The following is a 14,456-nucleotide window of genomic DNA, read 5'->3' as shown; positions in this document are numbered from 1 at the left end:
GGTATGACAAGTGACCTTCCAGAAATGCGTGCTTCCGATGCCGAGCGTGAGCGTATCGCCGAGACCCTGCGCGAGGCGGTGGCCGAGGGCCGGCTGGAGATGGAGGAGTTCGAGCAGCGGCTCGAAGCGGCCTACAAGGCCCGTACGCATGGGGAGCTGGAGCCACTCGTACGTGACCTTCCGGGCCGGGCACCCAGCCGGCCCCGGTAGGCCCTGCCCCCGCACCCGCAGCGACCGGTTCGGCGGTGCGTTGGGCGGAGCGGGTCGGCAAGCCCGCTACGTCGAGCGGGGCCTTCGCGATGTGGGGTGGGTTCGGTCGCCGGGGGAACTGGACGGTGGGCCGGAAGTTCACCGCGTTCGCCATGTGGGGCGGCGGTGAGATCGATCTGCGCGAGGCCAACTTCGAGGACCGCGAGGTGGTGATCCGCTGCGTGACGATCATGGGCGGTATTCATGTGGTGGTGCCGCCGGAGCTGAATGCCGACGTCAGGGGCCTCGGCCTCATGGGCGGCTTCAGGGAGCACTCGCAGGACGAGGGGGCTCCGTCACCGGATTCCCCGCGGGTGCGGATCACCGGGTTCGCGTTGATGGGCGGCGTCCGTGTGGAGCGCAAGCGGAGCAAGGCGCAGAAGCGGCGGCTGAAGGAGGCCGAACGGGCGCGGGAGTTGGACGGGCGGCGCGGGCGGCTGGAGAAGGGCGAGGGGGCCTCGGGCCGGTTCGACGGCTGAGCCCGACGGTCGCTCCGTCTCCCGCTCGGCCCGACATGCCTTCCGGCGCTCCGCCGCGGCGGTCCGGCCCTCTCGTCAGAGCTGGTCGGAGACGGGCTGTCCGTGCCGCAGGGCCGCCAGGTCCACCAGCGAACCCAGCCGCCGGTAGCCCGTGTCGTTCAGGTGGAGGTGGTCGCCGCAGTCGTAGGCGGGCAGCAGCCGGGTCGGGCGGTACGGGTCGCGGGCCGCCTCGTCGAAGTCGATGACCGAATCGAAGACCCTGCCTGCCCGGATCAGCTCGTTGACCCGTTCCCGTACGGCGTTCCGCGCGGGTGTCCAGGTGTGGAACCCCTCGTACGGCATCAGCGTCGCCCCGACGACCCGCAGCCCTCGTGCGTGGGCGCGCTGCGTCAGGGACCGCAGAGCATCGGCGATGCGCTGCGGGTCGGTCTCCTGCGGGAACTGCTGCACGTCGTTGATGCCGAGCGCGACGACGACCGTCTTCACCCCGGCGACGTCCAGTACGTCGCGGTCGAAGCGGGCGCTTGCCCGTACGCCGTGGCCGTCGCGCAGGATGCGGTTGCCCGCGATGCCCGCGTTGACCACTCCGTACCGGCCGCCGAGCCGGTCGGCGAGTACGTCGGGCCAGCGGCTGTTCGTGTCGAGGGTGGAGCCGGTGCCCGCGGTGAGCGAGTCGCCGATCACCGCGATCGTTCCGGTGGCGGTCTCGTTGTGTACGTCGACGGCGGTGAGGTAGCGCCAGTCGGTGGTGGGCCGGGTGCCCCGCTCGTCCTCCACGTACGACGTCTGGTGGGTGCCCGGGTGGATGGTGACGGGGCCCTCGGCGGTGGGGGTGCGCAGGGTGACGACGAGATCGGCGTCGGCGGCGACCGGGACGAGCACCGGGTCGCTGACGATCTGCCCGCCCGCGGGGACGGTCACCGCGTCGGCGCCCCGGAAGGTCACGGGGCGGGTGTTCACCGTGACGTGGTCGATGACCAGCGGGTGCGTACCGAACAGGTTGGAGAGGGTGATGCGGGCCGCGTCACCGCCGATGCTGGTGTGCACGACGTTACGGATGGTGCGCCGGGTCAGGTCGATGCCGCGGTAGGTGTCGGTCACCCCGGCGGTGGGGGCCGCCGCCCAGGTGCCGAGCCAGAGGCCGGTGGAGTGGGCCGGTGCGGCGGGCGTACGGGCCACGGACCGCTGGTCGGGTGCGGCGATCTGCTTCGACCGGTTGCCGGAGCCGGAGAAGAGCAGGGAGCCGGCGAACGCCACGCCGGCGGCGAGCGCGGCGGTGCCCGCCACGAGGGCGATGAGCAGGGCGTACCCCTGGCGCCTGGGCATGGACGGTGTGTCTCCTCGTGGTCAGGCCGTCCGGCCAATGGAAGGCGGCGTCGCCCACCCTCCCATGTGACGGACGGCCTAATCGGACTGATCCCATGATGCGGCAAGCTGTAGGGAACTCGACGCGCGGCCCGGGAGTAGGTCAGGCAGGGACAATGCGTACGGGATACCGGGGGCGATGCGTACGCGGACGGGTGGAGCGGATGGAACGGATCGATGGGACCGGGCCCGGGAAACAGGGTGCGGGGCAGCCGGAGCGTGCCCGGGAGCAGGTGGCGGGCGCGGCCCGTCCCACGCCCGGCGGGCACCCGGGCCCCCTCGCCTCGTTCGCGTACACCGCGGCCGACGAGGAGAAGCGGCGCGGCGTACGCCGGATGAAGACCACGGCCACGGGCCTCCTTCTGCTGGTCGCGCTGGTGTACGTCCTCGCCACTTGGGCGAAGAACGCGGGTGTGGGCGGCTGGCCGGGCTTCGTCGCCGCGGCCGCCGAGGCGGGGATGGTGGGTGCGCTGGCCGACTGGTTCGCCGTCACGGCGCTGTTCAAGCGTCCGCTCGGCCTGCCGATCCCGCACACCGCCATCATTCCCTCCAAGAAGGACCAGCTCGGAGCCTCCCTGGGCGCCTTCGTCGGCGAGAATTTTCTCTCCGGCGATGTCGTACGGAGCCGTATCCATGCCCTGGGCATCGGTGGCCGGCTCGGTGCCTGGCTGGCCGAGCCGGTTCACGCCGACCGGGTGACCGCCGAGCTGTCGACCGCGCTGCGCGGTGCGCTGACGGTGCTGCGGGACTCCGATGTGCAGGCCGTGGTGGGTGAGGCGATCACCCGGCGGGCCAATGCGGCGGAGATCGCTCCCGGCCTCGGCAAGATGCTGGAGAAGATCGTCGCGGACGGCGGTCACCGCAGGATGGTGGACCTGATCTGTGTGCGCGCCCACGACTGGCTGGTGCTGCACGGCGATTCGGTGATGGACGCGGTGCAGGGCGGGGCGCCGGGCTGGACGCCGCGGTTCGTCGACAAGCGGGTGGGGGAGCGGGTCTACAAGGAGCTGCTGCGCTTCATCACGGAGATGCGGGACATGCCGGGGCACCCGGCGCGCGGCGCGATCGACACGTTCCTGACGGACTTCGCGGCCGACCTCCAGACGGATGAGGACACCCGGGCGCGGGTGGAGCGGCTGAAGTCGGAGATCCTGGGGCGCGGTGAGGTCCAGGAGGTCATCGCATCGGCCTGGTCGTCGGTGCGCACGATGATGATTGCGGCTGCGGACGACGAGCAGAGCGAGTTGCGGCTGCGCGCGCGGTCCTCACTGCTGACGTTCGGCGCGCGGCTGGCGACGGACGGGCGGATGCAGGCCAAGCTGGAGGGCTGGCTGGAGGACGCGGCGGTCTATGTCGTCACGACGTACCGCGCGGAGATCACGTCGCTGATCAGTGACACGGTCGCGAGCTGGGACGCGGACCAGACGTCGAAGAAGATCGAGGCGCACATCGGCCGTGACCTGCAGTTCATCCGGATCAACGGCACGGTGGTGGGTGCGCTGGCGGGGCTGCTGATCTATACGGTGTCGCGGGCGCTGGGGGCGTAGGGCCCGGAGGTTCCTGAGGTTCCGGGTTCCCGTGTCCCCTGAGAGGGCTCCGGGTGCGTACCCGTCCTGTCGTACGGATGCGCACCCGGCTTACGCGGGGAGAGTGCCCTTGAATACGTACACGGTCCCGCCCGCGTTCAACGCGGCCGGCGGATAATCACCGGCGATCCGTACACGCGCAGGCGGCCCGGCGGGTGACCGCCCACGATGCCGCGGCCACGCTGCCCGCCACGGCGAAGACGGCAGGCCAGGCGCCGATCTTCTTGGCCAGCGGGTGCGAACCTGCGAACGCCGCGACATATGCGGTGGTCAGCCCGACGGCCGCACGCGGTCCGGCCTGCTGGTTCCACTCGTACGCGGCGACGGTGCCCGCGGCGGCGAGGGCGACCCCGCCCAGCGGCCGCTTCTTGGTCCACCGTGCGACGGCGTACCCGCCGATCAGCCCGCTCGCCGCCACTGCCGCTGCCGGAACCTTCGCCATCGCAGCCACCTTCGCCTTCTTGTCCGTGTGGTCCGGGCTCGGCTCGGAGCCCGGGTCTTCGAGGCTAACGCGATGTGCGGACTTTGCGTCGCCGAGGGGGTGCACAAGCGTTTACCCTGGAGGTGAACAAGCGTGCACCCCTGCGTGAAGCCCCTGCCGCCCAGCCCCCGTACGGAGACCCATGCCCGCGGACATACCCGCCCCGACCGCCGCCACGGACAAAGCCCCGCACCCCCGCTTCGCCGTCGGCGTGCTGGCCTTCTGCGGTGTGGTGGTCGCGGTCATGCAGACGATCGTCGTACCGCTGCTCCCGCACATCCCGGCCCTCACCGGCGCCACCCCGGCCGCTGCCAGCTGGCTGGTCACCGTCACCCTGCTCACCGGCGCCGTCTTCACGCCCGTACTGGGCCGGGTCGGTGACATGTACGGCAAGCGCAGGGTGCTCGTCGCCTCGCTCGTGGTGCTGGTGGTGGGCTCGGTCCTGTGCGCGGTCAGCTCCCACATCGGGGTACTGATCACCGGCCGCGCGCTACAAGGTGCGGCGCTCGCCGTCGTACCGCTGGGCATCAGCATCCTGCGCGACGAACTCCCGCCCGAGCGTGTGCTGTCCGCCGTCGCGCTGATGAGCTCGACTCTCGGCATCGGCGCGGCGGTCGGGCTGCCGGTCGCGGCGCTCGTCGTCGAGAACTTCGACTGGCACACGATGTTCTGGGTGTCGGGAGTGATCGGCGTCATCGACATCGTGCTGGTGCTGTGGTGTGTACCGGAGTCCCCGCTCCGCACCCGCGGCCGTTTCGACGCCGTTGGTGCGCTGGGGCTGTCCGGTGCCCTGGTCTGTCTGCTGCTCGCGGTCACCCAGGGCGCCGACTGGGGCTGGACATCGGCCCGGACGGTGGGCCTGCTGGTGGCCGCCGTGGTCGTGGCGCTGCTCTGGGGCGCGTACGAGCTCCGCGTTCCGACGCCCATGGTCGATCTGCGGGTCTCGGCCCGCCCGGCCGTCCTGCTCACCAACGTCGCCGCCCTGCTGATCGGTTTCGCCTTCTACGCGAATTCCCTGGTCACCGCGCAGATGGTGCAGGAGCCGAAGGCGACGGGTTACGGGCTCGGCGCCTCGCTCGTCGTCAGCGGACTGTGTCTGCTGCCGGGAGGCGTGATGATGGTGGCGCTCTCGCCGGTCTCGGCGCGGATCTCCGCGAAGTACGGTCCGAAGGTCAGCCTGGCGCTGGCGGCGGGGGCGATTGCGGCCGGATATGTGGTGCGGTACTTCACCAGCCACAGTCTCTGGACGATCATCGCCGGTGCGACGGTCGTCGCCTCGGGAACGGCCATCGCGTACTCGGCGCTGCCCGCGCTGGTCATGCGCGGCGTCCCGGTCGGCGAGACGGGCGCGGCCAACGGCCTCAACACCTTGATGCGGTCGATCGGGCAGGCCTTCTGCAGCGCGACGGTGGCCGCGGTCCTGGCCAACCTCACGTTCGTGGTGGGAGGCCGGACGGCCCCGACGCTCCATGCCTACCAGGTGGTTTTCCTGATCGCGGCGGGCGCGGCGCTCGCGGCGCTGCTGGTCACGCTGTGCCTGCCGGGCAGCCGTACGCCTGCGACGGGTACGGTCGAAGAGAGCCGCAACGCCCCGGGTGACCGGAAGGACGGTGTGCGGACGATGCCGATCCAGGAGGGCGCATGACCAGCCGCCAGGCCACCGTTCCGGCCCCGGCTCCGGCCCCGGGTCGGGAGCCGGAGCCGACCGCTGTCGATCCGGGCACGGGCCGGGACGCGATCCTGCGTGCCGCCCGCCGGGCGTTCACACAGCGCCCGTACGCCGAGGTGACCATAAGGGGGATAGCGGCCGACGCCGGAGTGAGTCCGTCCCTGGTCGTCAAGCACTTCGGCCGCAAGGAAGAACTCTTCAACACCGTCGCCGACTTCGGCCCCGCAGCCGCCGAACTCTTCGACGCCCCGCTCGACATGCTGGGCCGCCACATGGTGGTGACGCTGGTGAGCCGCCGCCGGGAACTGCAGTCCGACCCACTGCTGCGGGTCGTGTTCTCGCTCGGCAACCGCGACGAACGCTCCCTGCTGCGCGACCGCTTCCACGAACAGGTCACCGACTCCCTGGCCGCCCGCCTCACCGGCCCCGAACGCACCCTGCGCGCCGAACTGATCGCAGGCCACCTCCTCGGCCTCGGCGCCACCCTCAGCCTCCACCGCGAGGGCGCGGGCGCGGAGGCCACCCCCGAACACATCGCGGACCTGTACGCGCCCGCGCTGCAGACCCTGATCACGGGGTGAGGAACCGGCGGCGGCGAGAGAGATCAGCTGAAGACGACCGAGCGGAGCTTCAGCCGGCTGGAGGCGTGGCCACCGTGCGGCCGGAGAGTGAAGTAGTCGCCGTCGCAGTCGGGGCCGGTGAAGACGGTGGCGGTCGCGTCGGTGTTGTTCCGCGGAGAGCGCGCGGGGCTCGACGAATGGGGGTCGCCGACCTCGGGCAGGGTGATGCATTCCCAGCTCGGCGGGTCGACCAGGTAGGCGACCTGGGGGGAGCCGTCGAGACCGCTGTACGTGTAGCCGAAGTTGCCGCAGGCCGCACCGGCCGAGGTCGGCACGGCCACGATGAGCGCGAGCGCGCCGAAGGCGGCAGCCACGGTGGAACGAAGACGCATGAAGGGCACTCCTTGTGCAGGAAAGCATTCAGAACCGACCCAAGTCTGTGTCGCTGACCTGCGGTTACTGCCGGATGCGGGGATTCTTCACCCGGACGGGAACTGCTGAATCGGTTCTGCCCACGGCCATGTGGGGCATGTGTCTCGCTCGCCGAGTTGACCGCGGTCAGCGGGACGTCACGGAGCCTGATCGCCCGCTGCCCCGGGGGCGGAGAACGCAATGGGGACAGCACCGGGGCGCGTCCCCGCGGGGGAACGCGCCCCTGACGTCACAGCCTCATGAGACCTCGGCCGTGCATCAGCTGGTGAAGATGAAGTACTTCCAGCCTCCGTGCGTCGTCGAGTTCACGGTGTCCCCGGAAGCGGAGTTGAGGTACGAGGAACGCACGCGGGCGCGGATGCCGGACTTGCCGGAGTGGCCCAGGTTGACGGCCGACTTTCCGTTGGTGCCGAGCTTGAAGTACTCGGCGGCCCCGTTGTACCACTTGCCCTGGTAGTACACCTGGAGTTCGATCCGCTGCTTGCGGCCCTTGTAGTAGCTCATCGTCGTCGTGGAGATGACGTCGGTGTTCTTGTGGAAGTAGTGGTACGTCGTGGAGCCGATCTTGCCGGTCTTGTAGTGCTTGGACAGCGCCGTCGAGACCTTCACCCGCGCGTACGCCGTGGACTTGACCGACTTCGGGGCGTAGCGGGCGTCGCCCTTGAACACGGCGGTGACCGCGGTGTCCCGGGTCATGTCCAGGGTGACCGACAGGTTGCCGCTGGAGTTGACCTTGCCGGTCTTCACCAGCTTCTTCGGCTTGTCCGCCCCGAAGGGGTCGGACCAGATCTCGACCGTGCGGTTGTTGTACGTCGTGCCGAGGTGCGCCGTGAACGCGACGTCCTTGCCGTAGTCGTACACCTTGCCGTTGTTGTTCAGCGTCAGCGTGGGCGTGGCGCGGGAGACGTCGACGGTGTCCGAGGCGGTCGCCGAGGTGTGCGTGGCGTCACCGGCGTACGTCACCGTGTACGTGACCTTGCTGCCGGCCGGCGGGGTGTCCGTGAAGGAGAACTTGCCGCCCGTGCCGAGCGACTTGGTGCCGAGCGACTTCCCCTTCGGCGACTCCATGTCGGTGCGGGTGACGGTCAGCGGGGTCCCGGCGGGCAGCGCGAGGCCGGCGGTGAGCGAGCCCTTGACGGTGAGCGACTTCGCGCGGGTGGCGGTGGTGGGGGCATCGGCCTTGAGCGTGCCGACGTACTTGCGGGGCTCGTCGATGGCGTGGAACTGGGTGGTCTCGTAGGACCCGGTCAGCACGAACAGCTTCCCGCCATCGGCCGACCAGTTCATCGAGTGCCCGAACCAGGGCATCCAGTTGTGCGACAGGTTGCGGACGCTGGCGGGCTTGTCGCTGCCGCCGGAGAAGACGTACGTGTCGCCGAGGTCGGCGGTGTCGAGGACGGTCGCCGCGACCGTGCCGTCCGGAGCGACGCTGACCGTCTCCGGTTCGTCGGGGACGGGGTAGGTGCGCACCTGTTCCAGGTCCGAGAGCCGGTACTCGGTGAGCGCCCGGTTCCCGGGCCCGGCCACGACGACGTTCTGGCCGTCCGGGGTGAGGGCCGCGTCTTTGTAGAAGCCCCCCTTCTTGGCGGACACGCGGATGACCGGGGTACCGGAGGAGATGTCGTAGACGATGATCGGGGCGGAGCTGATGTGCGCGTCGAGGGCGAGCAGCGTGCCCGGGTTGTCGGGGTCCGCGTAGAGCTCGGGCGGGCTTGCGAAGTCGTGTCCGGCCGCCAGGTCCAGCGTCACCGTGGGCGTCTCGGCGGACAGGTCGACGGAGCCGAGCCCGGAGTCCCACTGGTCGCCGTACCCGAACCACAGCTTGCCGTCGGCGTAGGCGAGCCGGGAGGGGATGGTCTTGTCGCCGGTCGGGTACTCGGCGGTCTGCGTGAAGGTCACCGTGTCGATGGCGACGATTTTGTCGGCGCCGTGGACCGCGGCGTACAGCGTGCCCGAGTCCGGGCTCAGTTCGAGGTCACGGACCTGGGCCAGGCCGGTGAGCGTGGTGACGACCTTGCCGGTGTAGTCGGTGACGACGATCTTGCCCTGGGACCGGTCGCTGAAGTACAGCCGCTGGTGGAGACCGTCGACGACCGTGTCGTCGGCGTCCGAGACCGCGATGGGCCTGGTGGTGTCGGCGGATGCCGGTGCGGCGGTGAGTACCGCCGAGCTGAAGAGGACCGCCAGTGCTGTGGCGGCCGGGAGAGTGCGCATACGCACGATGGTTCGAACCCCCCGGAACGAGTGTGGGGCCACAACGTGCAGCTGTCGGGCGACAGCTGATGTGTGCATCTTGTGCTGCACGTGTGACGAGTGAGCGAAGAATAGGTCATGCCACCGACAACATGACCAGGGCCCCCGCCCAAAGCGTTCGTGATCCACTGGGTCACACCCCGCAGGAGCGCAGCGCCCGGTGTCCGTTTCTGGCCACAACACCCGTAGCGCGCAAGCGGCACACACGCGGGACTACGCGTTCCCGAGCTCCGACTCACCGACGACCTGGTCCCCGCTGGTCTCCCCGGTCGGCCGGAACCCGGGCTTGAGAGAGAACTCCTCGGGTTCCGTGCGCCCCGGCAACCCAGGTCACGGTCATGTCGGCAACCTGCAGAGCGTGCCGAAAATCCACCGGGATCAACCAACCAGCCAACCGACCGATGCGCGATGCAGGAGCGCCTTCGCCCCCGTCCCGGCCTTCGAGCCGTGACGGGGGCGGTCTGAACAGGTTCCCTTGCGGGAGGCGTCAGTTGGCGGGTGCCTGGTAGAGGCCCCGGCCGGCGCGGTGGGCCCGGGACGTAGCGACGAGCCGGTCGAGCGTGCTGCGCACCGTGTTGATGCTGTTGGGGGTGAGTTCACGCCCCAGCGCCTTCGTGACCTCACGGGCACGGACAGGGGTGTTGCCGAACGTGGACAGCACCTTCATGGCCATCTCGGTGAGGCTGCCGCTGTCGTCGACGGCCGGAGTGGCAGGCGCCGCAGGCGCTGCCTTCTTCGGTGCCCTGGCCTTCGCGGGCTTGGCGTCCTTCGCGGGCGCGGCGTCCTTCGCGGGCTTGGCGTCCTTGGCGGGCGCGGTGGCCTTCGCGGCCTTGGTGGACTTCGTGGCGACGGCCTTCTTGGCCTGTCCGCGCTCGCTCTTCGGCTTGGCGGGAGCCTGCTTGCGGCTCTTGGGCGCAGACGCCTTCCGGGCGGTGCGGCGCGCGGGGGCGGCCTCTGCCGGCTCCTGCGGGGCCTCTGCCTGGACGGCGGAGCCGATGGAACCCTTGGCCTGCTGCGGAATCTTGGGAGCGGCAACACTCTCCGCCTCCGCCTTGACGTTCTCCGCCTTGACGTCGTCCGCCTCCGTCTTCGCCACCGTGTTCGCGGAGGGAACAGGAGCGGTGGACAGCACACGCAGGGCGGACAGAGCGGTCCGCACCGACTCCAGACGCTCGGTGACAGCCGCGAGTTCCTTTTCCATAGCCTGCTGGTGCTCTTCCAGGCGAGGAAGTTCCGCCTCCAGCAAGGCAGTTGTTGCATCGATGGTGCCGAGTGTGTTGATCTCGGAGGTCATGTTGTCGTCCTTCTCTCCCGGCCGACCGTTGGTGACCGATGTGTTGCAGCGTACGGGGCGTTGTGTTGTGGCCGGAAATCGCCCCTCCGGGACCGGCTGTCAGGAGGCACCCTCAGTACTGGCGGCCAGTCTCCCGAAACTCCGTATCCCGTGCCCCGTAGACCCACCGGACAACACTCTTTTGGCCGCACGCGCCTCATTGGCCGGGCACGCCGGACGGCAAGGGGGACACCCTCGCCACCGACCCCGGTTTCCGAGCGGACGCGGAGTGCCTGGGCAAGCCCCTGGCAGCGGTCCTCACCGACCAGGCGGCCTCGGCAGGCGGCAAGTCACCGAACCCGCCGTCGTCGTCCGTGCTGGCTGCCGGTGTCACCGGGACCAGCGTCGAGCACCTCACCCAGACCGCCTGCCGCGCCGGCGCGAGGCGGAGTTCATGTCCAGAGCTGTTCGCCGAGAGTCCCGGCGGGCGCGGCGCCGGGCAGGACGTAGGCCACGGCCGAGGCCTGGTGTTGGAGGAACGGGTTGAGGGCGTCGCGGGCGGCCAGGCGGTTTTGGACGCGGGTGAACTGGGCGGGGTCGCGCATGAAGGCGCAGAAGAGCATGCCACGGTCGGTCGGGCCGTCGTCGTAGCTGTAGCTGCGGCGGAGCATACGGGCACCGCCGTCGAAGCGGGGACTGGCGAGACGCACGTGGGCGGTGGCGGGGATGACGTAGGAACCGTCGGGGTTCTTGGCGTAGACGTCCGGCTCGTCATGCTCGGCGGTGCCGCTGAGGGGGGCGCCGTCACGGGCGCGGCGGCCGATCACCCGGTCGCGCCGGCCCTCGGGGAGGGCCGCGAAGCCGGGGACGTCCATGCGGATCCTGCGGTAGACCAGGACGGTGCCGTTCCGGTGGGATCCGGATGGGCCCCAGACCCACTGCTCGGCCGCCTTGTGATCGGGGTTGGCGGTGCCGTCCTTGGAGCCGAACAAGTTGCGCGGGGTGGTGCCCGGGGCCGTGTGGGCCAGGAAGCCGGACTGGGTCCAGCGCGGTACGGCGCCGGCGGCGTGCGCGGCCGTGCCGGCGAGTTCGGCGACGACGGTGAGGGTCCAGCGGTCGGCTGCGCACAGTTGGACCAGGAGATCGCCGTTGCTGCGGTGCGGGTCGAGGCGGTCGCCGGGGAAGGGCGGCAACTCGCCGAGTGCGGCAGGGACGTTGAGGTCGAGCCGGGCGGCGAGGGCGGGGCCGATGCCGACCAGGGAGGTGAGCCGGGTCGCCCCGCCGTTTTGGAGTCGCGGGTCCGGCGGGGCGTCGGAGGCTGCGGTGGCGAGCGTGCGGGTCAGCGCGCCGAGGACGCTGCGCAGGGTCTTCCGGTCGGTGGCTGCGGAGGTCTGCGGGAGGTCGAAGGAGAGCAGGTGTGTCGCCGGTTGCTGAGGTGTCGTAGCACCTGCCTGTCGGGCGCCGTGGAAGGGAATCGCGGCCGCGGTCGGCGGGGCGCCGGTAGTGGCACGGCCGGTTGTCCGGTCGTCTCTCGCCAGTTCGTCGGCCGCCGCGCCGATCCCGGCGGCGAGCACCGCTCCACCGGCGAGCAGTGCCCGGCGCCGCCCCAAACCGGTTGCCGCAGGTCGGGACGGATCCGGCGCATTTCCCTGTTCGGTGGGCATACGCCTATTGGAGACGATAAAACATCTGCCATGCAAATCCTGTCTTCACAACGCCTGTTGACCCGCTCGGCAGTCCCGGCGGCGGTGTTCCGGGCACCGACGTTCCGGGCACCGGCGTCCCGGGCGGCGCTGCGTCTGTCGGTGCTGCTCGTCGCGATCGCGATGGCGGCCACCGGGTGCTCCACAACGGGGTCGACGTCCGCCGACGCGCGGCATCCGGCCGGGAGCGTGCTGCGCGTTCCGCAGGACTTCCCCTCGGTGCAGCAGGCGGTGGACGTCGCTCGTGAGGGCGAGACGGTGCTGATCGGCCCGGGCGTGTACCGGGAGAGCGTGCGCGTCACCAAGCCCCGCATGGTGCTGCGCGGAACGGACCGCAACAAGGTGGTCTTCGACGGCGGTGTGCGTCTGGCCAACGGCATCACCGTGACCGGCGCCGGCTCGGTGGTCGAGAACCTCACCGTGCACGGCTACCTCGCCAACGGCGTGCTGTTCACCGGCGTCACCGACGAACGGTTGCAACAGCGCGGCGCCGGCGGCTCCGCGTACGACCCGCTGGACACCACCCGTTTCCCGCCCGTCCGGGGCTTCCGCGCGACCCGGGTCACGGCGTACAACAACGGCCTGTACGGCATCTACGCCTTTGACGCACGCGACGGCGTGATCGAGGACTCCTACGCCTCCGGGCACGCCGACTCCGGCATCTACGTCGGCCAGTGCAAGCCCTGCAACACCGTCGTCCGCGGCAACACCGTGGAGCGCAACGCGGTCGGCATCGAACTGACCAATGCTTCGGACGCCCTGTCGTTGCTGGGCAACCGCGTCGCCCGCAACCGGGTCGGCATCACGGCCAACTCCAATGATCTGGAGGCCCTCGCCCCGCAGCACGGCGCGCTGATCGCGGGCAACGTGGTCGCCGACAACAACGCCGCCGACACGCCCGAGCAGGCGGACGGGGGCTTCGGCATCGGCATCGGCATCGGCGGCGGCACCGGGAACCGCATCCAGCGCAACCTGGTCCGGGGCAACCGGGCGGCCGGGGTGGTCGTCACCGACCCGCCGGGGCATCCGGCGAGCGGCAATCGCGTCGAGGGCAACCGCGCAACCGGCAACGGCATCGACCTCGTGCTGGCCTCGGTCGACCCCGGCAACTGTTTCGCGGGCAACCGGCCCGCCACCCAGAGCCCGAACGGCCTGGAGGGTCGCGCGGGCTGCGGCACCCACGGTCGGGGCGCGCTGCCCACCGGCCGGACGGCTCCGGTGCAGGCGCCGCCCGGTGTCCCGTTCAGCCAGGTGCCGGCCCCACCCGCCCAGCCGTCCATGCCGGACCCAACGGCCCCGGGCCGCCCGGCGACCGACCTGCCGGGGGCCGTCGACGCGGCCGCGTACCCGCTCCCGAAGGACGCGGACGCCGTACCGCACTCGCGCTGAGCACAGCGCTCCGGTGGACTCGGCCCCGCTTCACCATGCCGCCCTGAAAGGTGAATTGAGGATGGCCATCGGCAACCGCGGAAGCCGGGACGCACGGGCACGGAGTTGTCAGCCGGTGGCCCACGGAGCCTCGGGGAGCTTCGCGCGGCTGTCACGCCCGGAGAAGTCCACGGTGGTCGGGGTCCCCAGTCCCGACATCCGCATCGTCACCCGCCGCAGGCCGCCGTCACCGTCGACCCAGTACGTCAGCGGCGACCGTCCGCCGTCGGGCCCCGCACTGGGCGTGGCGCCCTGGGCGCGAGGCCCGGCGAACCGGTCGTAGCTGCGGCCGTCGATGCGGTCACGCTCCAGCCAGCGAGCCCCGGACTGTGCCAGCAGCAGTGGGTTGTCGGGGCGGTCCGCGCCGAGCCCGATCAGCAACTGGAGCCCGGCGTCCAGGGGATCGGTCGTGTAGGAGCGCGCGGACCAGCCCGAGCGCGGGATGTGTTCGGCCTGCTGCCAGGGCGGGCTTTTGTCTCCCTTGGGCGCGGGGGCCAGGCCGAGGCCGCCGTTGTCCCAGACGATCAGGCCGTGGTCGAGCTGCCCGGCGGCGGGCCCGGTGGCTCCGGGGGGTCTGGAGGCGCCGGCGGCACCGGTGACCTGGTAACTCCCCACGGCCCGATGGGTTCGGTAGTCCACGACTGCCCTGACCCGCACCACCACTCCGCCGCCCTCGGTGGCGGTGAGGGTCACCGCCACGGGACTGGCCTGGTACAGATTCAGCCGCGACAGCGCCAGCCTGGACGCCTCCTCCATCGTCACCGGCCGCTCGGTGGTGTCGTCGGAGAAGGTCCGGTAGGCGGCCAGGCCACCCACTGCGGCACCGCACGCCGCGATCGCGATCAGTGTTCTGAACCAGAAGGTCCGACGCGGCGTACGGCCGTCGGTCTTCCTCTTCCGAGCCATGCAGTCGTCTTCTCTCGTCGGTCGGTCACACAGGAGGGCGGGTTCGCGAACCGCTGGTCCGCGAACCAGAAC

11 protein-coding genes and 1 pseudogene are annotated in these 14,456 nt (G+C 70.8%); 5 read left to right on the top strand and 7 right to left on the bottom strand.

The genetic code is table 11. The features are described from left to right. Window positions 1-24: 24 nt before the first annotated feature. Window positions 25-728, top strand: a pseudogene (locus ABTZ94_RS15735) (DUF1707 SHOCT-like domain-containing protein). A gap of 75 nt (window positions 729-803) precedes the next feature. Here ABTZ94_RS15735 and ABTZ94_RS15730 read toward each other — a convergent pair. Further along, on the bottom strand, window positions 804-2,054 hold the full coding sequence (locus ABTZ94_RS15730; protein WP_351201392.1) for an SGNH/GDSL hydrolase family protein: 1,251 nt from the start codon (window positions 2,052-2,054) through the stop codon (window positions 804-806). Between the two features lie 203 nt (window positions 2,055-2,257). Between ABTZ94_RS15730 and ABTZ94_RS15725 the strand changes: the two genes are divergently transcribed. Further along, a complete protein-coding gene (locus ABTZ94_RS15725) occupies window positions 2,258-3,640 on the top strand; it encodes a DUF445 domain-containing protein (protein WP_351201390.1) in 1,383 nt (460 codons plus the stop codon). A 157-nt stretch (window positions 3,641-3,797) separates the two neighbouring features. Here ABTZ94_RS15725 and ABTZ94_RS15720 read toward each other — a convergent pair whose 3' ends face one another. After that, window positions 3,798-4,121, bottom strand: a complete 324-nt coding sequence (locus ABTZ94_RS15720; protein WP_351201388.1) for a hypothetical protein — start codon at window positions 4,119-4,121, stop codon at window positions 3,798-3,800. A 181-nt stretch (window positions 4,122-4,302) separates the two neighbouring features. Here ABTZ94_RS15720 and ABTZ94_RS15715 point away from each other — a divergent pair, with 181 nt between their 5' ends. Together ABTZ94_RS15715 and ABTZ94_RS15710 are read left to right on the top strand one after the other, a co-directional pair. Then, window positions 4,303-5,805: an MFS transporter gene (locus ABTZ94_RS15715; protein ID WP_351201386.1), complete on the top strand. Its 1,503-nt coding sequence runs from the start codon at window positions 4,303-4,305 to the stop codon at window positions 5,803-5,805. After that, window positions 5,802-6,410, top strand: coding sequence for a TetR/AcrR family transcriptional regulator (locus ABTZ94_RS15710; RefSeq protein ID WP_351201384.1), 609 nt, complete (start codon window positions 5,802-5,804; stop codon window positions 6,408-6,410). Before ABTZ94_RS15715 ends, ABTZ94_RS15710 begins: the two co-directional genes overlap by 4 nt. Window positions 6,411-6,433: 23 nt before the next feature. Here the strand turns inward: ABTZ94_RS15710 and ABTZ94_RS15705 are convergent, their stop codons facing one another. The 4 genes from ABTZ94_RS15705 to ABTZ94_RS15690 all read right to left on the bottom strand — a co-directional run bounded on the left by ABTZ94_RS15705 (window position 6,434) and on the right by ABTZ94_RS15690 (window position 12,011). Then, a complete protein-coding gene (locus ABTZ94_RS15705) occupies window positions 6,434-6,781 on the bottom strand; it encodes a hypothetical protein (RefSeq protein ID WP_351201382.1) in 348 nt (115 codons plus the stop codon). 298 nt (window positions 6,782-7,079) lie between these two features. Then, window positions 7,080-9,041 (bottom strand): YncE family protein, encoded by a 1,962-nt coding sequence (locus ABTZ94_RS15700; protein ID WP_351201380.1) that lies wholly within the window; start codon window positions 9,039-9,041, stop codon window positions 7,080-7,082. A gap of 520 nt (window positions 9,042-9,561) precedes the next feature. After that, a complete protein-coding gene (locus ABTZ94_RS15695) occupies window positions 9,562-10,368 on the bottom strand; it encodes a hypothetical protein (protein ID WP_351201378.1) in 807 nt (268 codons plus the stop codon). A 431-nt stretch (window positions 10,369-10,799) separates the two neighbouring features. Then, complete coding sequence (locus ABTZ94_RS15690; protein WP_351201375.1) at window positions 10,800-12,011, bottom strand: Dyp-type peroxidase; 1,212 nt, start codon at window positions 12,009-12,011, stop codon at window positions 10,800-10,802. A 30-nt stretch (window positions 12,012-12,041) separates the two neighbouring features. Here ABTZ94_RS15690 and ABTZ94_RS15685 point away from each other — a divergent pair, with 30 nt between their 5' ends. Further along, a complete protein-coding gene (locus ABTZ94_RS15685) occupies window positions 12,042-13,439 on the top strand; it encodes a right-handed parallel beta-helix repeat-containing protein (RefSeq protein WP_351201374.1) in 1,398 nt (465 codons plus the stop codon). Window positions 13,440-13,547: 108 nt separating this feature from the next. On the opposite strand, the gene ABTZ94_RS15680 is transcribed toward ABTZ94_RS15685, so the two are convergent. Next, window positions 13,548-14,384, bottom strand: coding sequence for a hypothetical protein (locus ABTZ94_RS15680; protein WP_351201372.1), 837 nt, complete (start codon window positions 14,382-14,384; stop codon window positions 13,548-13,550). Between the last annotated feature and the right edge of the window lie 72 nt (window positions 14,385-14,456).

The sequence above is a fragment of the Streptomyces sp. NPDC002785 genome, assembly GCF_040295565.1.
In the GTDB taxonomy this organism is placed as follows: Bacteria; Actinomycetota; Actinomycetes; order Streptomycetales; family Streptomycetaceae; genus Streptomyces.
This window is presented reverse-complemented; position numbering and strand designations above follow the sequence as displayed.

What these genes read in the sequence shown, in the direction of transcription:
- ABTZ94_RS15725 (WP_351201390.1), top strand. Translation starts at nt 2,258, where the DNA reads ATGGAACGGATCGATGGGACCGGGCCCGGGAAACAGGGTGCGGGGCAG.
- ABTZ94_RS15705 (WP_351201382.1), bottom strand. Translation starts at nt 6,781, where the DNA reads ATGCGTCTTCGTTCCACCGTGGCTGCCGCCTTCGGCGCGCTCGCGCTC.
- ABTZ94_RS15685 (WP_351201374.1), top strand. Translation starts at nt 12,042, where the DNA reads ATGCAAATCCTGTCTTCACAACGCCTGTTGACCCGCTCGGCAGTCCCG.
- ABTZ94_RS15720 (WP_351201388.1), bottom strand. Translation starts at nt 4,121, where the DNA reads ATGGCGAAGGTTCCGGCAGCGGCAGTGGCGGCGAGCGGGCTGATCGGC.
- ABTZ94_RS15715 (WP_351201386.1), top strand. Translation starts at nt 4,303, where the DNA reads ATGCCCGCGGACATACCCGCCCCGACCGCCGCCACGGACAAAGCCCCG.
- ABTZ94_RS15710 (WP_351201384.1), top strand. Translation starts at nt 5,802, where the DNA reads ATGACCAGCCGCCAGGCCACCGTTCCGGCCCCGGCTCCGGCCCCGGGT.
- ABTZ94_RS15680 (WP_351201372.1), bottom strand. Translation starts at nt 14,384, where the DNA reads ATGGCTCGGAAGAGGAAGACCGACGGCCGTACGCCGCGTCGGACCTTC.
- ABTZ94_RS15730 (WP_351201392.1), bottom strand. Translation starts at nt 2,054, where the DNA reads ATGCCCAGGCGCCAGGGGTACGCCCTGCTCATCGCCCTCGTGGCGGGC.
- ABTZ94_RS15695 (WP_351201378.1), bottom strand. Translation starts at nt 10,368, where the DNA reads ATGACCTCCGAGATCAACACACTCGGCACCATCGATGCAACAACTGCC.
- ABTZ94_RS15690 (WP_351201375.1), bottom strand. Translation starts at nt 12,011, where the DNA reads ATGCCCACCGAACAGGGAAATGCGCCGGATCCGTCCCGACCTGCGGCA.